The organism is Cryptosporangium sp. NPDC051539 (assembly GCF_044454545.1).
In the GTDB taxonomy this organism is placed as follows: domain Bacteria; phylum Actinomycetota; class Actinomycetes; order Mycobacteriales; family Cryptosporangiaceae; genus Cryptosporangium.
This window is the reverse complement of sequence record NZ_JBITDV010000003.1, coordinates 198,820-220,484: the sequence shown is the minus strand read 5'-3', so window position 1 is coordinate 220,484 and position 21,665 is coordinate 198,820. Positions and strand designations below refer to the sequence as shown.

Here is a 21,665-nt window from a genome sequence, read left to right as displayed (position 1 = left end):
AAGCACCTGCGTCTGGACTGACACGTCGAGCGCGCCGGCCGGGTCGTCGCGGACGAAGAGGCTCGGATCGCTCACGCGGCCTTCGCCGTAGAACATTTGCTCTTGCCTCCCCTCTTCTGCCCGCCGGTCAACTTCGGGTGTCCCCGTCCGAAGCGGACGGGGACACCCGTGTCACTTCTCCGGACGCCAGGCCTCGTTCGCGATAGGGCTGAACGGGTTCATTTCGATGGTCCAGAAAGTCTTGCTCACGTTCTTGACCTTCGAGCTGATGGCTTGCAGGGTGGGAATGCTGGCGATCGGGACCGCGTAGACCAGCTCGTCGAGGCGCGCCGTGGCCGTCCTCATCTTCGCCTCCTGATCCTTGGTGTCTGCGGTAGTGGCAGCCGCGTGCATCAGAGTGACCAGCTGGGGATCGAGGGGGACGCTCAGCGGGTTCGCCAACCCCATCGGCCGGAACATGGTGTAGACCGCCTGCGAGAGGCCGTTCGCGCCGTTGGTCATGATCACCGCGTCGTACTTGCTGATCTGTTGGGCGACCACTCCCGGGGACGCGTCGCTGGGCACGAGATCGAGCGTCACGCCGACTTTTTGATACGCAGCCTTGAGCGCCTGACCAACGGCGCTCGAGGGATCGAAGAACGCGGGGTCGAAGACCTGGATCTTCAGTCCGTTGGCGTACCCCGCCTCGGCGAGCAGCTGCCGTGCCTTCTGCGGGTTGTACGCGTACCGGTTCACGTCGCCGGCGTTGTAGCCCTCCGCGCCGTTGGCTATGTAGGAACTGGTCGGGACCGCGTCGGTCCCGAAGATCGCCTTGGCGATGTCCTGGCGCGGAGTCGCGTAGGCGAGGGCCTGGCGAACCCGCTCGTCGGCCAAGGGGCCCTTTGTGCGCTTGACCAGCGCCATCGAGGCAAATGACCCGAGCGGACCGCGAGCAATCGCGGCGCCGCTCTGCTTGACGGCGGAGACATCCGTCGGGGCGATGTTGAGAGCCCAGTCCACCTCGCCCGACCTGATCGAGTTCAGCCGGGTCTGCGGGTTCATCACCTGCTTCAGGACGATCTTTTCGTACTTGATCGCGTCCTGGTTGTAGTACTCGCGATTCGGGACGTAGACGTACTGGACCGACTTGGTGGTCTGGGTGGGATCAAGCTTGTAAGGCCCGATGCCGTCCGTGTCCGCGAGCAAGAGTTTGCGGTCGGCGGCGCTCTTCGGACCCACCACATATCCGAGACCGTTTTGGCCGGAGAGCATGTAGAGGGCGTTGCGGGTGGAGACGGGCTCCGCGAACTGCACGTCGACCTTGTCCGATCCGGCGGCCTCAGCCTTCTTCAGCGGGTAGCTCAGCGCGGCGAACGGCCCCGGCGCCTGGAGGTACGAGTTCAGCGACGCGGCCGCGGCCTGACCATTCAGCGGCGTGCCGTCCCCGAACTTCGCCCCCTGACGAAGCGTCAGGCGGAGCGTGCGGTGCTCCTTGTCGACCCACGCCCAGGAGGCGGCCAGATTTGGCTTCAGCTCGCCAGTAGAGGGAGAGATGTGGATCAAGGAGTCGTACGCGACGCTGCAGAAGATCACCGGGACGCAGTTCGCCGTATCGAGATTGAGCGGATCGCCCGAGACCGAGATGGTCAGCGTCGCGTCCCCGGCTGAGGAGCCGCTCGAGCAGGCGGAGACGCCGGATGCCAACACCACGACGCCAGCGAGCACAGCCGCCGCCCGGCGTCGGGTAATTATGACGGACATAGACACCCCTGTCTAATGTTCGATGTTAGCGGCCATCAACCTAACCTTGACCACAATCTGCGTCAACGGTCCAGCGCGCACCAAGCTCAGGCCTAGTTTGTGCTGGCAGTCCGCCTGGGTTAAGTGTCAGACATTTAATTTTTCTTAATACCTGACAATTAGGTCAGGATTTCCGGTTCTCGGGCCGAGGAGCGCTAGGACATTCCCTGCGTCAACCTCGGGCAGCGAGCGGATCGTTTTGTGTGGGTCGAGTGAGACGTGCGGCCGTGCCGAGTCGTAGGAGCACCGTCTGGCCCGCAGCGCCGGATGACGCCGATCCGTGCTCGGGCCCGTGCAGGACCGTCTCCCGGACGCGGGCGAGCGTTGGCCACAGCGACACTCGACCGCGCGATGCCTCGCCGCCCCGAACCTGGCTCCACGCAGAGCCGGCGGGTACTCCGGATTTCTGCCATCAAGCCCGCCGGACCTCGGATCGAACGCCACCCGGGAGAAGACTGGGAACTCCGCGGGGCTGTGAGTCGGCTTGATCAAGGGCACCAGCCACGACGTGCTCTTCCGCCGGTCGTTCGACGCGGTGTTCCCTCGGACGCTCCCCGCTCACCGGGGCCGGCCGTGCCCACCGGGGAGGGCGGTGAGCCGATGGATGCGGAGGACGAGCTGATCGGGTCTGTCGTCCGCGCCCTGCGCGGGGACGAGGGGGGTGTCGAGCACGCACTCGACGAGTCGATCAGCCGCTTCCGCGGGAGTCATGACGGCGGCCGATCGACCGGGCACCACGCCCAGCGCGTGCTCCGCCGGATCAACGTGCCGGACCTCTACCGTCGCTGCCTCGAGGCCGAGGCTGACGGTGGCGACTTCGACCCGCGGTGCCACCGCGTGTCATGCTGTCCGACATTCAGCGATTCTTGAATGTCCGCCATTACACCACATGCCCAGCTGGGCTGTGCCGACCATTGACCACCGACGTGATCGACGTTACGGTAACGTTGCTAACGTCCTACATTCGGCCGAGGTGCACGTTGTCCATGGGATACCTTCGGTGCCAGGCGGCGTACTTACTCGCCGACATCGTGGCGAAGTCCGCAGCCGTCTCCGAGGGCTTGAGTGCCACGGCGGATGGAACGCTGACCATCACGACCTCGGGCGACCCTCCGGACCGCGAAACGGCGAACGCTCCCGGCCCGTTCGCGACACTCGGCTACTGGGCCCTCTACACCGTATCCGCTGACATCTCCGCTGTTCAGCGCGCGGGATCCGAAGTCGCTCGCGGGCCGCTGGGATCCTCGGTGCGGATACCGTTGCGACCTCGTGCTCGCCGATGGCGGCCGTCCATGACGAGCTCGCTGGGGACGGCATCCAGGCGGTGACCCACCCGCGCGGTGTCGATCCCGGGCAGCCCTCGTCGTCGCGCTCGGCGCAGCCGAGCCGTTCGAATGATCCACGCGTCTGTGACCTGCGTCGTATCTTGTCGCTAATGTCCGACAGCAGACCGAGAACTCAGGAGGAGACGTGTCAACTCGAGCCACACTGTTGTGCCGAGCCTTGTCGATGGCGACCGCGCGAGGCTTCGCCACCACCTGCGTCGCCGGGATCGGCGCGTGCGTGAGCATGCAGCGGGACGGTTACGCAGGCAGACGTGTTCCGAGGGCGACGGGCGGCGACTCGGCGTGATCCTGCTGATCCTTCGCCGCCTCGCTCTGGCGGTGCCCCTGCTGCTCGTCGTCTCCGCCCTGACCTTCGTGCTCACCGCCGTCGCCCCCGGCGACCCGGCAGCCACGCTCCTCGGCAGCTCAGCCACCCCGGAGTCGGTCGCCGCGCTCAACGCGAAGCTCGGGCTCGACGACCCGATCGCCGTGCAGTATTGGCACTGGCTGGAGCATGCGATCCGAGGCGATCTCGGAACCTCCGCGGTGACCTCGCAGAATGTCGGCGAGGCGATCGGAGCGCGGCTCCCCACGACCCTTTCGTTGGTCTTACTCGGCACCCTCGTCGCAGCGGTCGTCGGCGTCTGTCTGGGAATGGTGAGCGCCCTGGGGGGACGCGCGCTCGGCCGGGTCACCGACGTGCTGGCGGTGGCCGGTTACGTCATTCCCAACTTCTGGCTCGGTCTCATGCTGGTCTATCTCTTCGCCGTGAAGCTCGGCTGGCTCCCGGCCACCGGGTACGTCGCCTTCGGCGACTCGCCCCCGGACTGGCTGCGCTCGCTCGTGCTTCCCGTCGTCGCGCTGGCGGTGATGGGGACCACCGCGGTGGCGAAGCAGACGCGTGATGCCCTGCGCGAGGTGATGGGCCGCGAGTTCATCACGGTCCTGCGTTCGGATGGCTTCTCGGAGCGCCAGATCGTGTTCCGGCACGCGCTTCGCAACGCGGCGATTCCCATCGTGACGGTGACCGGCGTCTTGTTCATCGGAATGTTCGGCGGGACGGTGCTGATCGAGTCCGTTTTCGTCCTGCCTGGCCTCGGTGGACTCGCCGTCAACTCCGCCCAGACCGGCGACATCACCATGCTCCAGGGCGTCGCGGTCGTCTTCTGTCTGGCCGTAGTCGCGACGAACCTCGTCGTCGACCTCGCTTACGGATGGCTCAACCCGAAGGTGCGTGTCCGGTGAACGACGCTGCAACAGGTCCCGTCGCAACCCCGCCGCCGAACCCCCTGCGGCTCGTCGCTCGCCAATACTTCCGCAACGGTCTGGCCACCGCGTCGCTGGTCCTCCTGGTCGTGATCGTCGCGGCGTGCATTCTCGCGCCTTTGCTCACCGGGTCCGGCCCGAACGAGACCGACCTGAGCAACAGCCTGACCGGTCCCAGCGCCAACCATCTCCTCGGTACGGATCAGCTCGGACGCGACCTGCTGACCCGCCTCCTCTACGGCGGTCGCAGCACGCTCTTCCACGCCGCACTCGTCAGTGTCGTCGCCGTCGCCATCGCTGTCCCGCTCGGGATGGTGGCGGCGTACCTCGGTGGCTGGGTCGACCGCGCGGCGATGAGCCTGACCGACATCGGGCTCTCGCTGCCCGCCATGGTGGTGATGCTCGTCGTGGTGTCGGTCTTCTCCGGCCACCCCGCCCTAGCCATGGTCGCTCTGGGGTTCCTGCTGGCGCCCCCCATCGTGCGCAATGTCCGAGGACCGGCGCTGGCGGTAAAGGGTGAGCTCTTCGTCGATGCGGCGGTCGTCGCCGGGCTGCCGGCACGGCGGATCATCTTCCGCGACGTCCTGCCGCGGGTGATCGGCCCGGTTCTGGTCCAGGGCGCCCTGGCTGCTGCCATCGCGCTCCAATTCACCGTCGGCCTCTCGTTCCTCGGCTTCGGGGCAGATCCGCCCGACCCTGACTGGGGCTCGATGATCGCCGAAGGGTCGCAGGTGCTCAACACCAGCCCGTGGCCACTGCTGGCGGGCGGCCTGGCGCTGGGACTGGTCTCGCTCGCCCTTGTCCTCGTCGGTGACGGCATCCGGGACGCGGCCGTCGAGGCATGGAGTGGTGCCCCGCCGTCACGTCGCAGGTCACGGAAGATCGAGACGAAGCGGCCCGGCCTGTGGGAGCCGTCCGCCGGGCAGGGCGACCAAGAGGTCGCGATCGATCATGGTGAGCCCGCACTACTCACCCTGCGTCACGTCTCCGTGGCCCATTCCGTCGACGGCGGATCCACGTGCGTCGCGAGCGACGTCAGTTTCGCGATCGCGCCCGGCGAGTCGGTCGGCATCGTGGGGGAGTCGGGCTGCGGCAAGAGCTCGATCTCGCGTGCCATCGCGCGCCTCCTTCCGCAGGGCGGCCAGATCACCGGGGGCGTCATCGAGTTCGAAGGCCGCGATGTAGCGGCGTTGTCCGGGCGTCCCCTCTACGACTACCGCCGCCGTGCGGTGAGCTACATCGCGCAGGATCCGATGACAGCGCTCGATCCGACGCTACGCGTCGGTGTCCTGCTCAGGCGGATCGTGCAGGCCAGCGACAATGTCTCGCGCAAGGCGGCGGAGGCGCGAGTACTGGAGCTGCTCGAGCAGGTCCAACTGCCGAACCCGGCGGCAGTGGCCAGACACTATCCGCACGAGCTCTCGGGCGGGATGGCACAGCGGATCGGGATTGCTCGTGCGATCGCGACGCGTCCGCGGCTCCTGATCGCCGATGAACCGACCACGGCCCTCGACGTCACCGTCCAGTCCGAGATCCTCTCACTGCTGCGCTCCCTCCAGGAAGAGCTCGGCATGGCGGTCCTTCTCGTCAGCCATGACTGGGGCGTGGTGGCACAGGTCTGTGACCGGGCCCTGGTCATGTACGCCGGGGAGCTGGTTGAGCACGGTCGGCTGGACCGGATCACGCACGAGCCGGCACACCCCTACACGTCGGCGCTTCTGGCGTGCCGGCCGTCCGACATCCTCGATGACGACCTCCCGCTTCCCACGATCCGCGGGTCGGTCTCGACGCCCGGCGAGTGGCCGGTGGGCTGCCGTTTCGCGTCTCGCTGTGACTACAGCACCGAGTCCTGCAGGACGGCGCCGGTCGGACTCACGGAGATGGCGGACGAGCACGCCGTCCGCTGTGTGAGACCGCTGCGCGCCGGCAGTGAACAGAAGGAGGTCTCGGCAAATGTCTGAGACGCCTGTCCTCGAGGTCTCCGACCTCACCATCACGTACCGCCGTGGGGCCCATCGTGTGACAGCGGTGTCCGGCGTGAGCCTCGCGATCCGCCCGGGCCAGACGCTCGGCCTGGTCGGGGAGTCGGGCTCCGGAAAGACGACGATCGGCCGGGCCATCCTCGGACTGGTGCCCATCAGCAGCGGCCGGATCCTCTTCGAGGGCCGCGACGTGACGGGCGACGAGCACCGCCACCAGCGCCGGGCTCCGGGTCAGATCCGGGCCGTGTTCCAGGATCCCTACAGCTCGCTCAACCCGTCTTTGCCGGTGGCGGTGAGCGTCGCCGGGGAGGTGCCGAGGGGCCGGCGGGTGCGGAGCGAGACGTTCGCCCGGCTCACCCACCTGTTTGACCAAGTGGGACTGCCGCGGACGGTCGCCGCGAGCTATCCGGGGCGCCTCTCGGGCGGACAGCGACAGCGGGTGGCCATCGCACGCGCGCTCATGAGCGATCCGCGGCTGATCATCTGCGACGAGCCGGTGAGTGCGCTCGATGTATCGGTCCAGGCGCAGGTTCTCAATGTGCTCAAAGAGGCTCAGCGCACCAGTGCCCTCAGCTACTGCTTCGTCGGGCACGACCTCGACGTCGTGCGCTACATGTCTGACTGGATCGTGGTTCTCTACCGCGGCCAGGTACTGGAGGACGGTCCGGCCCAGACGGTGGCGCGCCATCCGCGCCACCCCTACACCCAGGCTCTGGTAGCCGCCTCGCCAGGTATGAACCGGCCTGCCAAGGCCGAACCACGCCGTAGTCGCGACCCACGGCCTGAGCCGGCGCTGGGGGAGGGCTGCCCCTTCGCCCCCAGGTGCGTCTTCGCGGAGGAGCGGTGCTGGACGGAACGTCCGCCCGTACACGTGGCCAGTGACGGCGGGCGAGTGGCGTGTCATCTCTACGACCCTGCCGCTGATACCACTGCTGGCACACCGGTCGGCTCGGCGGTGGGCGTGCTGCCGCTGATCGCGCCCTCGGGGTCGTCGGCGTCGTCGGGGTCGTCGGCGTGACGGCTCACCAGACAGCGATCGTCGGGGCCGAGTAGAGGGAGGTCGGAATCCCGGGCAGGCGGGACATCCGCGTCTGTCGGCCGGGACACGCCGCCCGGATTCTTCTCCCTAACAGGCTCGGGTGGAGGAGAAGTCGATGTGGCGTAAACGTGAGGTCAGCACCGCCTTGGTGTGCCTGGCTGTCGGCTCGGTCGGTCAGCTGGTGCAGTTCCTGGTGTCCCCGGTGAGCAGCGCCGGAACGGCGGCGGACAACGTAGCGGCAGCGGCGGCCGCACCGGGCCGGATGGAGGCGGCCGCCTGGCTCGATCTGACGATCCTGTTCTTCGTGCCGGTGGTCGTCCTCCTCGGGTACTTCGCCGGGGCCCGCACGACGAAGCTGGGCTGGGTGGCCACGCTGATCGCGGTCGCCACGACGCTTCCCGGCGTGGCCTACGTCCTGGCGCCCGATCCGATGTACCTGGCAGGCATCCCTGCGTCGGGAATTCAGGCCTACACCGAGCAGGGCGTGGTCTCGGCGAGCACGCTGCTCTTTCTCGTCGGTCACGTCTTAGGACTGGTGCTGCTCGGCATCGCGCTCTGGCGGGCGGGCCGCTTGCCTCGCTGGGCGGGCGTCTGCCTGGCCCTGTATCCGTTCGCGGAGATCGGTGGCACCGCGGCCGGGGTCCGGCCAGTGACTGTCGTGGGGTACCTCTTGCTGACCGCGACCTGTGCGGCCGGTGCGGCGGCGCTGGTGCGGACCGCGGGTGACCGGACGGCCCAGGTCAGCGCGCCGGACGTCGCAGCGGTTCCGTCGTCCGGCCACTGACGTGACGGTGCCGCGGCGCGGAGAATCACCGGGTGTGAATCTCCGCGTCGCCACCGCCCGCGCCGCGGTGGCCGCCAGTGCCGTCCTCGGCGCGGGCGCGATGCTGGCCACGCTCGCGTGGCGACCCCATCCGCTCGACATCGTGTGCGCGCTCATCGCGGCGACCTTCCTGCCGGTGACGCTGGTCGGCGCGGCCGCCGTCCAGGCCCGCAGCGGCGGTCCGATCGGATGGATCCTGCTCGCCGCCGGCGTCAGTCTGCCGCTGGGCACGTGCGCCTACGCCTGCGCGACCGGTGGCTTCGCCAACGACGTGCCCGGCGCGTCCTGGGCCGGTTGGTTCGACGGCTGGCCGTGGGTGCCGGGCGTCGCACTGATCCCGACGGTCGGCATCTTGCTGTTCCCGACCGGGCGGCTCCCGTCCCGCCGCTGGTGGCCGGTGCTGATCGTCGACGTGCTCGTGCTCATCGCACTGCTGATCTGGACGGTCTTCGGCTCCGAGCTCATCGACTTCCCCGGGCGGCCCAATCCGCTGGCCCTGCCGGGATCGGGTGCCCAGATCGCCGACGCGTTGCTGCCGGCCATCGCACTCATCGCACCGCTCAGCACGCTGTCCGCGATCGCCGCCACCGGCCGTTTCCGGGCCCAGCGCGGGACGGCCGCCGGCAGCGCGCTCCGCTTGGTTCTCCCGGCGGCCTGGTCCTGCGCGGTGGCGTGGTGGAGTTGCGTCCTCTTCGTCAACCTGGGCGGAGACAGCGCCGACATCTACGCCGCGCCGCTCCAGGCGGCGGGCATGCTCGCGGTCGCGGTCACCTGCTGGGCCGCGATCCGCCGGTACGGTCTGCTCGACGTCCGCACCGTGGTCAGCAGAGCCGCCGTCTACACCGGGCTGACCATCGCGGTCGTGCTCGTCTACCTGCTCGTCGCGACCGTCGTCGGCGCCTTCGCCCGGCCCATCGCGGGTCCGCTCGCCGTCGGCATCGCGGTTCTGGCGGCGCTACCGGCCCGGCAGGTGCTGCAGCGCGGCGTCAACCGGCTGCTCTTCGGTTACCGCGACGACCCGGGCGGCGCGCTGCGCCACCTGGGGGAGCGCCTCGCCGACATCGCGGACGCCGCGGAGATGCTGTCCGGCGTCGCCCAAGTGGTCAAGGATGTGTTGCGGGTGCGGCGCGTCGTCGTGGAGGTGCAGGGCCGCGCCGTCGCGCAAGCCGGGCACGAGCCGCTGCCCCCGGAGGAGCCACCGCTCGACCTGCCGCTGGTGTTCGCCGGCGAGACCATCGGCCGCTTGGTGGTCGCGCCCGGGCCCGGGCGCAGGCTCACCCTGCCCGAACGAGAGCTGCTCGCCGAGATCGCGCAGCGCGTCGCGTCCGTCGCGCACGCCGTGTTCCTCAGCGAAGAACTCAGCCGGTCCCGCGAGCGGCTGGTGGCCGCGACCGAGGAGGAACGCCGCCGCCTGCGCCGCGACCTGCACGACGGGCTCGGCCCGGCGCTGGCCGGAGTGGCCCTCGGCCTGCACCGGGCCCGGGGCAAGGTCGCCGGTGACCCGGCCGCCGCGACGGCACAGCTCGACCAGCTCGCCGTGCAGGTCCAGGGCGCCGTGGCCGACGTGCGCCGGCTGGTCTACGGGCTGCGCCCGCCCGCGCTGGACGAGCTCGGCTTGGTCGCGGCTATCGATGAGCAAGCCCGCGCGCTCGGCGGTGTCCAGGTCGAAGGCGCTCTGGACGACGCTCTGCCGGCTGCCGTCGAGGTCGCCGCCTATCGCATCGCGCTGGAGGCGATGACCAACGCGGTCCGGCATTCCGGGTCGCGGAGTTGCTGGGTTTCGCTTGAGCTCAACGGGGCCCTGCACTTGATCGTGGAGGACGACGGAATCGGTCTGCCGGAGGGCTACCGTGCCGGGGTGGGGATCACCTCGATGCGTGAGCGCGCCACCGAGCTCGGCGGCACCTGCCTGCTGGAACGCCGGGAGCCGACCGGCACCCTCGTCCATGCGGTGCTGCCGGTACGCGGTACGGCGTGAGCGAGCACATCCGGGTGGCGGTGGCCGACGACCACCCGCTCTACCGGGCCGGTCTGCGGGGCATGATCGAGGACTGCGCCGGCCTGGAGTTCGCGGGTGAGGCCGACGATGGTGCCGCGGCCGTGGAGCTCTGCCGGAACGTGCGCCCCGACGTCCTGCTGATGGATCTGCGCATGCCCGGGATGACCGGCGTCGAAGCGACGCGGCTGATCACCGGCGAGACACCCGGGGTCGGCGTGCTCGTGCTGACCATGGTGGAAGACGACACGTCGTTGCTGGCCACCCTGCGCGCGGGTGCACGCGGCTACCTGTTGAAAGGCGCCGCGCCGGACGAGATCCTCACCGCAGTGCGGGCCGCGGCGTCCGGTCAGGTGCTGTTCGGCGCGGGCATCGCCGAACGCATCACCGATCTGCTGACCATGGACCGGGCGAAACCGCATCCGTTTCCTGACCTGAGCAGCCGCGAGCGCGACGTCCTGGAACTGCTCGCGCAGGGACGGCCCAACCACGACATCGCCCGGCGGCTCGGTTTGTCCGAAAAAACCGTGCGCAACAATGTCTCGATGATCTTCGCGAAGCTGCGCGTCGCCGACCGGGCCGCGGCGATCGTCCGGGCGCGCGACGCCGGCCTCGGCACGACGTCGACCTCCTGAGGTCGCGGGATCACCCGGGCCGCCGAGGACCAGGCCTGGGGGCGCGTCGGTCAGGCTTCGCCAGCAGCTCGAGAATCTCCCTTTCCCGGTTCGTGGGCTGCGGGAAGGCATCGCCCGACCGGGACGGTGCGGTCGGCTAGCGGCGGTGCCAGGCCCGAAGGCGGCATGAACGGCAGTCCAGTGGGGTCGCCGGCACCGTGATCTACGTCGTCGGCCACGTCGCCGGGCCGATCCTGCTCGGCGTCGCCGTGGCCACCCCCGTTCTCGACAGCAGCATCAGGTCTCGGTGTGCTTCCATTCGTGGGCGAAGCTGTGCCGCCGGCGGTGAGCGTGGACGTGTTCCACGCCGGCTGCCTCCCCGATCCGCCGGAGCCGGATTTTGATGCCGTTCGACTGCCGCGCCCGTCCGCCCCGCTCGGTCAGCCGGAGTGCCCACAGCGGTGCTCCGGGATGCCTGGCTCGCGCCCGGACCCGGTGCACGGGGGAGCGGTCGATCCAGGGGTCCCACAGCGGCCTGCTCGACCTCGACGAACTTCCACCGACACGAAAAAGGGTTCCCACAGGTCTACTGACCTGCGGAAACCCTCACCGCTGTCGGGATGACAGGATTTGAACCTGCGACCCCTTGACCCCCAGTCAAGTGCGCTACCAAGCTGCGCCACATCCCGATGCCCCCGCACCACGCCAACTACCCGCGCCGCGACGACGTGGCAACCTTACCGCACCCGCACGGGGCCGTTCGCACCAGTTGCCACCCCAGGTGCAACATAGTTGCGAAGTCCCCCAAACCGTCGCCCTTGAGCCGGACGAACCGCACTGTAGGTGACGTCCCCGTTCGAGGAGCCACACACCATGACGATCCCCCTTCCTGCCGGCACGCAGCTCATCTTGACCGGCCCGGTCCAGGCCGTCGAGTTACTCACGCTCGCCCCGGCCGAGGTCGGCGACCAGGAGCAGATCTCGGTGCTCGTCATGGGTTCGGACGCCCCACCGCAGCGCGGGATGATCAGCATCCCGACGCCGTTCGGCGTGATGCGCACGGTCGCCGCCCTCGACGCCGAGCTGGGCGTCGTCACGTTGAAGATGGCCAAGATCCCTCCGGCGTGGCAGCGCCGCGATGCCCATCGCATGTCGTTGGTGGTTCCGCTCCGCGGGACCACTGTCTCCCTGCCGGCGTTGGCCGGCGCCGGTCCGCGTACGAGTGGGAGGCCGGTCCGCTTCAACGGGACCACCGTCGACATCTCGCCCGGCGGCCTGAGCGCGGTGCTGACCGTGGAGTCCGACGCCCTCCGCTTGCCGTCGGGCGTCCGCGACGTGTTCCTCGAGCTCGACCCGTACAGCTCCCACCCGGTCGCCGCGACGCTGCGCGTCGTCGACGTCCGCTCCGACCAGCTCCGGGGCGAGTTCGAGTACCTGCAGCCCAGCGACTGGCTCCACCTCGCCGCCATGGCCCGCGACGCCGCGGAGCTGCCCCGTCTGGATTAGAGCTCGCGCTCCAACGCGTCGAGAACCTGTTGCACGAGGCCGCTGTCGCCGGGCTCCAGCGGTCCGTGCATCTCGACCGACGACCACGGCGACGCGACCCCGACCGTTCCCCGCATCCCGTCTTCCCAGGCCGGACCGTCACACAGCGCCCACCACCGGAAGTCCGGCAGCGTGCCGAGCGACTCCGACCGCTTCCGCGCGGCCTCGTCGCTCCGCACCCAGGTGTCGCCGAAGCGGTCCCGCCAGGCGGTGTTGTTCCCAGGTTCGTTCACGACCGCATCCCTTCTGTCGTGCGTCCCCCTCCGTCAAAGAATCAGGCTTCGGACGCCCGCCCGCGCGCCGTTCGCCGGTCGCTCACCATCGTTCACGCGGCCGGCGGCCGGGCGTCCGCCAGAAGGGACGGCTGCGCTGCGCCTACGGGGTGATGACCGACTGGGCGAGGTCGAAGACCTCCTGCATGCCCTGGTGTTTGGCGGTGGCGATCGCCTGGGCGAGCTGGGCGGCGGTGAGGCTGACGACCTGGGAGGGGTCCTGCTGCCACTGCTCGCGGCTGGCGTCGACGAGTGCGGCGCCGGTGCTCAGGTTGAGGCCGGTCGCGTTCATGCTCAGCTGGTGCTCGGCGATCGCCTCCCGGATCGCGTAGAGGATCTCCTGATCGGGCGTTTCCACGGCAGCCTCCTTCGGACCTTCGACGGTGGTCGTCATTCCCTGGCCGGCGTCCGGATAAGCGGTCGCCAACCGATACTACGATTTCGTACCATCCGATGTCGTGACAGTTCACCAATGGTCGGCGCTGCTCGCGCTGCAACGCGCGACCCATGCCACTCTGCAGGTTCTCGCGGCCGAGTTGGTCGATCTCGACCTCACCGCTTCCGAGATCAACGCGCTCGCCACGCTGGCTGACGACCGGCCCCGGACGGTGTCGCAGCTCGGCGTCGACGTGGGCTCCCGACCGACCACGCTGACGAGCGTCCTCGACCGTCTCGAACGGCGGGGACATCTCACCCGGGGCCACCGTCCGGGAGACCGGAGGGCGGTGCAGATCGAGCTGACCGGGTCGGGCCGGGCGACGGCCGCGGTGATCCGCGACGCGATCGCGGCGCTGGAGGCGCGCGCACTGGGCGGGTTGCCGCCGGAAGCGGTCGCGGGCCTGCGGGCCGGGCTGGAGGCGCTCGCCGATGACCTTTGACGAGCTGTTCGACGACGTGACGGCAGGCGGCCGGTTCGGGCACCGGGAGCACGTGCATCTGACCTGGCTGGCGGTGCGCGCGTACGGCGTCGAGGCCGCGATCGGGTTCGTGAGCGAAGGGATCCGGCGGACGGCGCGGTACGCGGGCGCGCCGCAGAAGTACCACGCGACGATGAGCCGGGCCTGGGTCGAGCTGGTCGGGTTCCACCTGGCGGACGAGGCCGACTTCGAGACGTTCCTCGCGCGGAATCCGGCGCTGCAGGACAAGCGCCTGCTGTCGCGTTTCTACCGTTCGGCCACCCTCGCCGGAGCAGAGGCCCGGGCCGGGTGGGTCGGCCCCGACCTGCAGCCGTTCCCCTGGACCGACGAGACTCGCTGACATGCGCGCAGCGGTGTTCGAGCAGTTCGGCGGGCCGATCGTGATCACGGAGGTGCCGGATCCGGAGCCCGCGCCCCACGGCGTGGTCGTCGCCGTCGACGCGACCGGCGTGTGCCGCAGCGACTGGCACGGCTGGCAGGGCCACGACGACGACGTCTCGGTGCCCCACGTGCCCGGTCACGAGCTGGCGGGCCGGATCGTCGCGGTCGGACCGGACGTGCGCGGCTGGCGGGTCGGTGACGCGGTCACGACGCCGTTCGTCACCGCCTGCGGGTCCTGTCCGGAATGTTCGTCCGGTGACCAGCAGGTCTGCCGCCGGCAGACCCAGCCCGGTTTCACCGGCCCGGGGTCGTTCGCCGAGTACGTCGCTCTGGATCAGGCCGACGTGAACCTGGTCGCCCTCGACGGTCTGGACCCGGCCCCGGCGGCCGCCCTGGGCTGCCGGGTCGCCACCGCGTTCCGGGCGGTGCTCGACGTCGGCGCGGTCCGCGCCGGGGAGTTCGTCGCCGTGCACGGGTGCGGCGGCGTCGGTCTGTCGGCCGTCGCGATCGCGGTGGCCGCGGGCGCGACCGTGATCGCCACCGACCCTTCGGCGGACGCCCGGCAGCTCGCGTCGGCGTTCGGCGCGGCGTACGTGCTGGATCCTTCGGACGCGAGCGCGAGCGCCACGGCCGGGACCGCGACGGTGGACGCGATCGTGGAGCTGACCGGCGGCGGGGCGCACGTCTCGCTCGACGCGGTCGGCCACGTGGCCGCGTGCGAGGCGTCGATCCGCTGCCTGCGGCGGCGGGGGCGCCACGTGCAGGTCGGGTTGCTGCCACCGGTGGCGGGCCGCCCGGCCGTGCCGATGGAGCGGGTGATCGCGTTCGAGTTGCAGGTGCTGGGGTCGCACGGGATGGCGGCTCACGAGTACCCGCGCCTGCTCGGCCTGGTGCGGGGGCCGTCGTTCCCGCTGGCCGGGCTGGTGACCCGGCGGTTGCCGCTGGAGGCGGCCCCGGAGGCGCTGGCCGAGGTGGCGGACGCGACCACCGCGGGCATCACGGTGCTGGAACCCTGACTCGAATCGCGGGGGAGCGGCGGCGCGGATATCTCATCCCGGGACGCGGGAGAGGGCCAGCGCGAGTGCGCCGACCAGCGGGGCGTCGTCCACGAAACGGGCCGGCACCAGGACCGGAGGGAACGGGACCGCGCGCCGCAGGACGGCGGAGACCCGGGGCAGGATCTGGTCGGCCGCGCCCATCATTCCGCCGCCCAGCACCACGGTCTCCGGGTCGAGCGTGACGCAGAGGTTGGCGATCGTCCGGGCCAGTGCCTCGACGGTGCGGTCCAGCAGCGTGGTCACCCCCGGCTCGGCCCGCAGCGTGAACAGCTCGGCGGCGGTGACCGGGCGGCCGAGCAGCGCGGAGCCGTGGCGGCTCAGGGCTGCCCCGGAGACGACGTCCTCCAGCGGCGCGTCGCCGTCGGCGAAGAACGCGTCCGAGTCGCGGTCGCGGAGGTAGGCGATCTCCCCGGCGGCGCCGTGCGCACCGGGGAGGACGCGGCCACCGGCCACGAGCGCCGCGGCCAGACCGGTGCCGAGGTTGACGTAGAGGCCGACGTCGACGCCGCGCAGCGCGCCCCAGCGCAGCTCGGCGGCGGCACCGGCGTTGACGTCGTTGTCGATCGCGACCGGGGCGTCGCCGAAGCGGTCGCGGAGCAGCGACGGCAGGGCCAGACCGTCCCACCCCGGCACGTTCGGCGCGAGCCGGATGTGGCCGTCGCGGAGGACGCCGAACGTGGCGACGCCGACGGCCGCCGGCGCGGCCACGAGACCCTGAGCCGCGTCGAGGGCGCGGTGGACGGCTTGGAGCGCTCCCGCCGAGCCGAGCGTCTCGAGGCGCACCGTGCGATCCGGGCGCCCGTCCGTCGATCCGGCGGCCGCGCTCGCGAGCGCGATCTTCGTCCCTCCGAAGTCGATCGCCAGCACCCGGCCACCGGTCGCGTCCGGGGCAGGCGTCACGTGGCCTGGCCCCGGCGGGCCACGGAGTCCACGGCGATGGCCAGCGCCAGTACTGCCGCCGTCACCATCAACCGCACCGACGAGTCGACGCTCAGCAGCAGCATCCCGTTGGTGATCGACTGGATCACCAGGATGCCCAGCAGCGCCGCGTAGGCCCGGCCCCGCCCACCGAACAGCGACGTCCCGCCGATGACCGCCGCGGCGATCGCCACCAGCAGCGTGTCGCTGCTGCCCGAACTCTGGTTCACCGCGGCGAGGCGGCTCGCCGCGAGGATCCCGCCGCACGCCGCCAGCGTCGACGCCGCGGCGAACGCGATCAGGCGGATCCGGGTGATGTTGATGCCGGCCCGCCTGGCCGCCTCGGCGTTGCCGCCCACCGCGTACATGTGCCGGCCGAACACCGTGTGCTGCAGGACCAGATCCAGGGACACCACCAGCGTCGCGAAGAGCACCAGCAGCAACGGCACACCGCGGTCCGCCGACAGCACCGCGACGACGACGGCCAGCGCGAGCGCCAGGCCGCCGAGCCGGACGGCCACCCCGAGGACCGAGCCCAACGGCAGCGACGCCGCCGTCCGGAGCCGGCGCACCACGACCGCGCTCGACGCGCGCACTCCGACGATCACGACCACGAGAAGCCAGGACACCCACGGAGGCAGCCAGGTGTCGCTCAGCGAGGCCAGGAACCCGTCGAACGGCAGGTTGATCGTGCCGCCGCGGCCGAGCAGGTAGAGCATCAGCCCCTGCCACCCGAGCAGCCCGGCCAGCGTGGCGACGAACGACGGCATACCGAGCCGGGTGAACATCAGCCCGTGGATCAGCCCGATCAGCGCTCCGCCGACCAGCGCCACCGCGATCGCCACCAGCGGCGGCCACCCGTGTTTGACCGACAGGATCGTCATGATCACCGCGCACAGCCCGCTGACCGACCCGGCCGAGAGGTCGATCTCGCCGAGCAGCACCACCATGATGATGCCGAGCGCGATCGTGCCGGTCGCGGCCATCTGCAGGGCCAGGTTGGTGAGGTTCTCGGGGGAGAGGAAGCGGTCGTTCAACGACCCGAACACGATCGCGATCACGACCAGCCCGGCCGCCACCGGCCACGCACCCAGATCGGCCCGACCGGCGAACCGCAACCTCTGTAGCCCGGGCAACGCACTCCAGGTGGTCATGAAACGAGGCTCCCGGTGATCGCGCCCACGATCGTCTCCGCCGACGTCTCCGCGGTGGCGAACGAACCCGCGTTCCGGCCCAGGCGCAGCACCACGATCCGGTCGCTGACCGCCCGGACGTCGGCGAGGTTGTGCGAGATCAACAGCACCGCGAGCCCCCGGTCGCGCAACCGGCGGATCAGGTCGAGCACCTGCGCGGTCTGTTCCACGCCGAGCGCGGCCGTCGGCTCGTCCAGAATCACCACCCGCGGCTCGCCGACCAGCGCCCGCGAGATCGCCACCGACTGGCGCTGGCCTCCCGAGAGCATCGCCACCGGCACCCTGATGTCCTTGATCCGCACGTCGAGCGAGGTCAGCAGGTCTCGCGCCGCGCGCTCCATCCGGATCGGACGCAGCACCGACCAGCGCTGCCGCTCGTCACCCAGGAACAGGTTCGCGACGACGTCCAGGTTCTCGCAGAGCGCGAGGTCCTGGTGCACGGTCGCGACGCCCAGCCGCTGAGCGTCGTGCGGGCTGCTGATCCGGACCGCGGCGCCGTCCTGCGAGAGCTCGCCCGCATCGGGCAGTACGACCCCGGACAACACCTTGACCAGCGTGGACTTCCCGGCGCCGTTGTCGCCGACCAGCGCGACGACCTCGCCCTCGGGCAACTCGAGGCTGACGTCGTCCAGCGCCTGGACGGCGCGGTACCGCTTGGAGACGCCCCGCGCCGCGAGCATTACTGGATGCCCTCTCGCGTGCACGCCGCCTTCACTTCCGCGGTGCAGATCTCGGCCGGCTTGTAGAACCCGTCCTTGACGATCGTGTCCTTCACCTTGTCGGCGGTCACCGCGATCGGGTCGAGCAGGAACGCCGGTACCTTGCCGGAGCCGTTGTCGGCCTGCGTCGGAGCGTCGGGCTTCTGACCGCGGACGAGCGCCACCGCGAGCTCGGCGGCCTTCTCGGCCTCGCTGCGAATGTCCAGGTAGATCGTCATGTACTGCTCACCGGTGAGGATCCGCTGCACGGCCGCGAGTTCGGCGTCCTGACCGGTGATCGGCGGCAGCGCGGAGTATCCGGCCCGCTTCATCGCCGCGATGGCCCCACCGGCCATGCCGTCGTTGGCCGAGAGCACGCCGACGATCTGGTCGCGCCCGAGCGCGGTGATCGACTGCTCCATCTCCTGCTGGGCCTTGTCGGGGCTCCAGTCGGGGGTGTCGAACTCACGCCCGACCTTCACCTTGCCGTCGAGCACGTTGTGGGCGCCCTTTTTGTAGTCGGCCGAACTCGGGTCGGTCGGTGCCCCGTTGATCATCACGATCTGGCCCTTGGCCGTGGTGCCGGCCTTGCCGAGCGCGTCGAGCAGGGCCTGGCCCTGCATCTCGCCCACCCGCACGTTGTTGAACGAGACGTAGTACTCGTAGGTGATGCCCGAGATCAGACGGTCGTACGCGACGACCGGCACGTCCTTCTGCTTGGCCTGGTTGACCAGCGGCGCCACCGCACTCGCGTCGACGGCGTCCAGGACCAGCGCGTCCGCGCCCTGGGTGAGCGCCGCTTCGACCTGCTGCTGCTGCTTGGCGGCGTCCTGATCGGCGTTGGAGTAGATGACCTTGCAGTCGCCGCAGAGCGACTTGACCTTGGCCTCGAACAACGGCCGGTCGAACGCCTCGTAGCGGGTGGTCTTCGACTCGGGCAGGAACAGCGCGATCGTCTTCTCGCCGGAGTCGCCCGACGACGACGATCCGTTGCTGCAGGCACTCACGAGTAGAAGGGCTAACACGGCGAAGACTCTGGCCCTCATGACGATGCCTCTCTCGCGGGGTGTGCAGCAGATCGTGGGGCATCGGCGGTCATTTGGCAATGACCTTTACAAAGTTGGTAAGTGACCTTTACGAATGCGTGTGGCAGCCTGGTGACGTGCAGAGCACTGCGACCGCGAGTACGACGACAGTTCTCCGGGTCATCAACGAGCGAGCCGTGTTCGCCGCGGTCTTCCGTCTCGGGACGGCGTCCCGGCCCGAGTTGGCGCAGGTGACCGGGCTGTCGAAACCGACGGTCGCGCTGGCGCTGAGCAACCTGGAGGGCGCGGGCCTGCTACGCCAGGTCGGCTTGCGTTCCGGACCGGCCGGTCGCTCCGCGCTGCTGTACGAGGTGCGGCCCGAGGCCGGTTACGTCCTCGCGGTCGACATCGGACGCGAGTACGTGCGCATGTCGCTGGCCGACCTGGTCGGCGACGTCCTGGCCCGCGCGGAGGACCCGTCCCGCGGTCCCGGCACCGACGACCTGGTCGCCCAGCTCACCCGGCTCGCCGACGAACTCACCGCCACCGCGGGCATCACCCGCGGCGACGTCACGCTCGCGGTCTTCGGCACGCCCGGCATCCACGACAAGGCCAACGGCTCCCTGCACCTGGCGCCCAACCTGCCGGGCTGGGAGCAGCCGAACAGCGTGGACCGGCTGGCCGACCTGGCCGGTCCGGCGTACCTGGTCGAGAACGACGTCGACCTCGCCGCGGTCGGCGAGGCCACCTACGGCCTGGGCCGCGACGTCCGGCACTTCGTCTACCTCTCCATCGGCACCGGCATGGGCATGGGCATCGTCATCGACGGCAAGCTCTACCGCGGTTTCCGCGGCGCGGCGGGCGAGATCGGTTACCTGCCGATCGGCGAGGGCGACCCACTGCTCCGGCAGCCGGGCGTCCACGGCCGGGGCATGTTCGAGTCGGTCGCCTCGGCCGCCGGTCTGGTCGCGACCGCGGAACGGTTCGGGCTGACGACCCCGGCCACCGCGAAGGACGTCCTCGACGCGGCCAGGGCCGGACACGAGGCCGCGCTGCGCGCGGTCGACCTGGAGGTCGATCACCTCAGCCGGGCCGTCGCCGGGATCGCCGCCGTGCTGGACCCGGAACTCGTCGTGCTGGGTGGCGGCGTCGGCAGCCACGCCGGCGACCTGCTGACCGGCCCGCTGCTCGACCGCCTCGGGCACCTCGTCGCGCTGGATCCGCCCCGGATCGAGGTTTCCACCCTCGGCGGCGACGCCGTCCTGCTCGGTGCTCTCGCGTCCGGGCTCTCCGCCGCGCGTGACCTGGTCCTCGACCGTTCGGCGGCGCCCCGTCCCAGTTAGCCGGACGCCTGCCCGCCGACCACGCGGGCAGCGGACAACGGCCGGGTTCCGTTTGCTTGACGCGGATACGAGCCGACCGAATAATTACCCGGAAGCTACGCTCCGATCAATCCGCGCTACACGTTTGTTGTCGGGGGTCAGCGTTGGCGATTCATCCGGCCTGCACAATCCTTTGCGCCGTCGGCGACCAACGCGTCGTGGGCTGGAATGGTCGCGTCTTCGTTTCCGATGCGATTTCACCCGACAACGGCTCGCACTTCACGCCATGTAGGCCGATGTCCGGTCCGCGAGGGAATCCGGGGATCGGATTCAGCGCTTCAGGAATTCCCGACACGTACGACGTCAGCGAAGTATGGCAACACATTCCGGGCTCGCCCGTCGTCTTCCGGGGCCAGGCCACGCCGGCGACCCGGCATGCGGATCCCGGCCCGGACGACACCCTCGGCAGTGCTTGGTTCATTCATACGCAGGACGCGATGGGCGTCTGGAGCGGGCCGGTCGGCAGCGGTACCGCACACAACGGCGGCGTCGAGCTCGATACGCCGGAGACCGCGGCGTTCTACGTCCCCCATCTGATGACGGTCGGCGACGCGAATCCGCAGGTGTTCGCCTGCGCGGGAGGCCGAACGCAAGACACCAGAGCGCGGACCACGTGGTTGCTGGAGGCGGCCGCGCCGAACGCCGCTCGTGGCACCGCCGGCTCCGCTACCCGCATTCAGGATCTTCTCTACGGAGACCGGTACTTCCGGCCGCCCCCGCCGTCTCCGCTGGGCGGGCCGCCGCCGCGAAACCCTCCGGCGCCTCCGGTCGCCGGAGCCGGTGACTCCACGCCGTGGGGCGACATCACGCATTGCGCCATGCGCCAGATCGGGGACGACCTGACCACTCGCCAATTACACCTGATCGTGGTGAGTAATGGTCATCTCTTCCACAGTGTGGCCAGTGATTGGGGCACGGCGCACGACGGCAACGGGGTGGCGTTCAGCCGTTTCCGGGCGGTATCTCCCTGGGTGGATGTCGAGCAGGCGACGGGTGTGAGATTCGGCCCGGTGAGTAGCGCGGCACTCGTTGCTCAGCCGAACGGAGTCAGCATCTTCTTCACCGCCGCCGCCGGGGGAAAGTACCGGATCTGGCGCCTGGTGCAGATGCTGCCGAGTGGGACTTGGCGGCCCCCGCAAGACGTGCTCGCGCTTTCCGGTGATGCCCCTGACGGAACCGTGTACGGATTCCAGGTCGCGGCCGGGCGCTGCCCCCGATACGGCGCTGCCGCCTGGGACGAGTCGGACCTGGAAACGGTGCTCGCATTGTGGGGAGGGCCGACGCAGAATCAGGTGCTCGTCATCCGCGTCGGCACCGACGGCAGGTTTTCCCGGTGGCAGAGCGTGCCTCCCGGTCAAATGAGCGGCGAGTTCTACCTCCGCCAGGTGAGCGTCACGACCCGGCCCTTCGGAGACGACGGTGCCGCCTTTCCTTGATCCGGCCGAGTGCGTG

The 21,665-nt window shown here is 70.1% G+C and carries 20 protein-coding genes and 1 tRNA gene; 12 read left to right on the top strand and 9 right to left on the bottom strand.

Features of this window, described 5'->3' with window-relative positions; all coding sequences use genetic code 11:
- Positions 1-171: 171 nt before the first annotated feature.
- A complete protein-coding gene (locus ACIBZJ_RS11300; RefSeq protein WP_395928166.1) occupies positions 172-1,740 on the bottom strand; it encodes an ABC transporter substrate-binding protein in 1,569 nt (522 codons plus the stop codon).
- Positions 1,741-2,337: 597 nt separating this feature from the next.
- On the bottom strand, positions 2,338-2,613 hold the full coding sequence (locus ACIBZJ_RS11295; RefSeq protein WP_395928164.1) for a hypothetical protein: 276 nt from the start codon (positions 2,611-2,613) through the stop codon (positions 2,338-2,340).
- A gap of 725 nt (positions 2,614-3,338) precedes the next feature.
- Between ACIBZJ_RS11295 and ACIBZJ_RS11290 the strand changes: the two genes are divergently transcribed.
- The 6 genes from ACIBZJ_RS11290 to ACIBZJ_RS11265 all read left to right on the top strand — a co-directional run bounded on the left by ACIBZJ_RS11290 (position 3,339) and on the right by ACIBZJ_RS11265 (position 10,845).
- The gene (locus tag ACIBZJ_RS11290) at positions 3,339-4,349 is read left to right on the top strand and encodes an ABC transporter permease (RefSeq protein WP_395928162.1); all 1,011 of its coding nucleotides are present in this window, start codon (positions 3,339-3,341) and stop codon (positions 4,347-4,349) included.
- Positions 4,346-6,331 carry a dipeptide/oligopeptide/nickel ABC transporter permease/ATP-binding protein gene (locus ACIBZJ_RS11285; RefSeq protein WP_395928160.1) on the top strand — a complete coding sequence of 662 codons (1,986 nt, stop codon included), beginning with the start codon at positions 4,346-4,348 and terminating at the stop codon, positions 6,329-6,331. Before ACIBZJ_RS11290 ends, ACIBZJ_RS11285 begins: the two co-directional genes overlap by 4 nt.
- A 76-nt stretch (positions 6,332-6,407) precedes the next feature.
- The gene (locus tag ACIBZJ_RS11280) at positions 6,408-7,370 is read left to right on the top strand and encodes an ABC transporter ATP-binding protein (protein WP_395928158.1); all 963 of its coding nucleotides are present in this window, start codon (positions 6,408-6,410) and stop codon (positions 7,368-7,370) included.
- Between the two features lie 136 nt (positions 7,371-7,506).
- Complete coding sequence (locus tag ACIBZJ_RS11275) at positions 7,507-8,175, top strand: hypothetical protein (protein ID WP_395928156.1); 669 nt, start codon at positions 7,507-7,509, stop codon at positions 8,173-8,175.
- Between the two features lie 34 nt (positions 8,176-8,209).
- A complete protein-coding gene (locus ACIBZJ_RS11270; protein WP_395928154.1) occupies positions 8,210-10,192 on the top strand; it encodes a sensor histidine kinase in 1,983 nt (660 codons plus the stop codon).
- The gene (locus ACIBZJ_RS11265; protein ID WP_395928152.1) at positions 10,189-10,845 is read left to right on the top strand and encodes a response regulator; all 657 of its coding nucleotides are present in this window, start codon (positions 10,189-10,191) and stop codon (positions 10,843-10,845) included. Before ACIBZJ_RS11270 ends, ACIBZJ_RS11265 begins: the two co-directional genes overlap by 4 nt.
- A gap of 594 nt (positions 10,846-11,439) precedes the next feature.
- Here ACIBZJ_RS11265 and ACIBZJ_RS11260 read toward each other — a convergent pair.
- Positions 11,440-11,513, bottom strand: a tRNA-Pro gene (locus tag ACIBZJ_RS11260).
- A 184-nt stretch (positions 11,514-11,697) separates the two neighbouring features.
- Between ACIBZJ_RS11260 and ACIBZJ_RS11255 the strand changes: the two genes are divergently transcribed.
- On the top strand, positions 11,698-12,330 hold the full coding sequence (locus ACIBZJ_RS11255) for a PilZ domain-containing protein (protein WP_395928150.1): 633 nt from the start codon (positions 11,698-11,700) through the stop codon (positions 12,328-12,330).
- Here the strand turns inward: ACIBZJ_RS11255 and ACIBZJ_RS11250 are convergent.
- Positions 12,327-12,602: a hypothetical protein gene (locus ACIBZJ_RS11250; RefSeq protein ID WP_395928148.1), complete on the bottom strand. Its 276-nt coding sequence runs from the start codon at positions 12,600-12,602 to the stop codon at positions 12,327-12,329. The genes ACIBZJ_RS11255 and ACIBZJ_RS11250 overlap by 4 nt on opposite strands.
- A 142-nt stretch (positions 12,603-12,744) precedes the next feature.
- Entirely contained in the window at positions 12,745-12,999 is a 255-nt protein-coding gene (locus ACIBZJ_RS11245; RefSeq protein WP_395928146.1) for a hypothetical protein, read from the bottom strand.
- 100 nt (positions 13,000-13,099) lie between these two features.
- Here ACIBZJ_RS11245 and ACIBZJ_RS11240 point away from each other — a divergent pair, with 100 nt between their 5' ends.
- Genes ACIBZJ_RS11240 through ACIBZJ_RS11230 form a run of 3 tightly spaced genes read left to right on the top strand, consistent with a single transcriptional unit; the run spans position 13,100 to position 14,955 of the window.
- Positions 13,100-13,519 (top strand): MarR family winged helix-turn-helix transcriptional regulator, encoded by a 420-nt coding sequence (locus ACIBZJ_RS11240; protein WP_395928144.1) that lies wholly within the window; start codon positions 13,100-13,102, stop codon positions 13,517-13,519.
- Positions 13,509-13,898 (top strand): hypothetical protein, encoded by a 390-nt coding sequence (locus tag ACIBZJ_RS11235; RefSeq protein ID WP_395928142.1) that lies wholly within the window; start codon positions 13,509-13,511, stop codon positions 13,896-13,898. The genes ACIBZJ_RS11240 and ACIBZJ_RS11235 overlap by 11 nt, the downstream gene beginning before the upstream one ends.
- 1 nt (position 13,899) lies before the next feature.
- On the top strand, positions 13,900-14,955 hold the full coding sequence (locus tag ACIBZJ_RS11230; RefSeq protein WP_395928140.1) for a zinc-binding dehydrogenase: 1,056 nt from the start codon (positions 13,900-13,902) through the stop codon (positions 14,953-14,955).
- Between the two features lie 33 nt (positions 14,956-14,988).
- On the opposite strand, the gene ACIBZJ_RS11225 is transcribed toward ACIBZJ_RS11230, so the two are convergent.
- From ACIBZJ_RS11225 to ACIBZJ_RS11210, 4 genes are read right to left on the bottom strand one after another with little or no spacing between them, the layout of a single operon-like run.
- Positions 14,989-15,897, bottom strand: coding sequence for an ROK family protein (locus ACIBZJ_RS11225; RefSeq protein WP_395928138.1), 909 nt, complete (start codon positions 15,895-15,897; stop codon positions 14,989-14,991).
- Positions 15,894-17,069, bottom strand: coding sequence for a sugar ABC transporter permease (locus ACIBZJ_RS11220; protein ID WP_395928136.1), 1,176 nt, complete (start codon positions 17,067-17,069; stop codon positions 15,894-15,896). Before ACIBZJ_RS11220 ends, ACIBZJ_RS11225 begins: the two co-directional genes overlap by 4 nt.
- Positions 17,066-17,788, bottom strand: coding sequence for an ATP-binding cassette domain-containing protein (locus ACIBZJ_RS11215; protein ID WP_395928134.1), 723 nt, complete (start codon positions 17,786-17,788; stop codon positions 17,066-17,068). Before ACIBZJ_RS11215 ends, ACIBZJ_RS11220 begins: the two co-directional genes overlap by 4 nt.
- The gene (locus ACIBZJ_RS11210) at positions 17,788-18,852 is read right to left on the bottom strand and encodes a sugar ABC transporter substrate-binding protein (RefSeq protein WP_395928132.1); all 1,065 of its coding nucleotides are present in this window, start codon (positions 18,850-18,852) and stop codon (positions 17,788-17,790) included. The genes ACIBZJ_RS11215 and ACIBZJ_RS11210 overlap by 1 nt, the downstream gene beginning before the upstream one ends.
- Before the next feature lie 116 nt (positions 18,853-18,968).
- Here ACIBZJ_RS11210 and ACIBZJ_RS11205 point away from each other — a divergent pair, with 116 nt between their 5' ends.
- Both ACIBZJ_RS11205 and ACIBZJ_RS11200 read left to right on the top strand, forming a co-directional pair.
- The gene (locus ACIBZJ_RS11205) at positions 18,969-20,174 is read left to right on the top strand and encodes an ROK family protein (RefSeq protein WP_395928130.1); all 1,206 of its coding nucleotides are present in this window, start codon (positions 18,969-18,971) and stop codon (positions 20,172-20,174) included.
- Positions 20,175-20,317: 143 nt separating this feature from the next.
- Entirely contained in the window at positions 20,318-21,649 is a 1,332-nt protein-coding gene (locus tag ACIBZJ_RS11200) for a hypothetical protein (RefSeq protein ID WP_395928128.1), read from the top strand.
- The last annotated feature ends 16 nt before the right edge of the window (positions 21,650-21,665 follow it).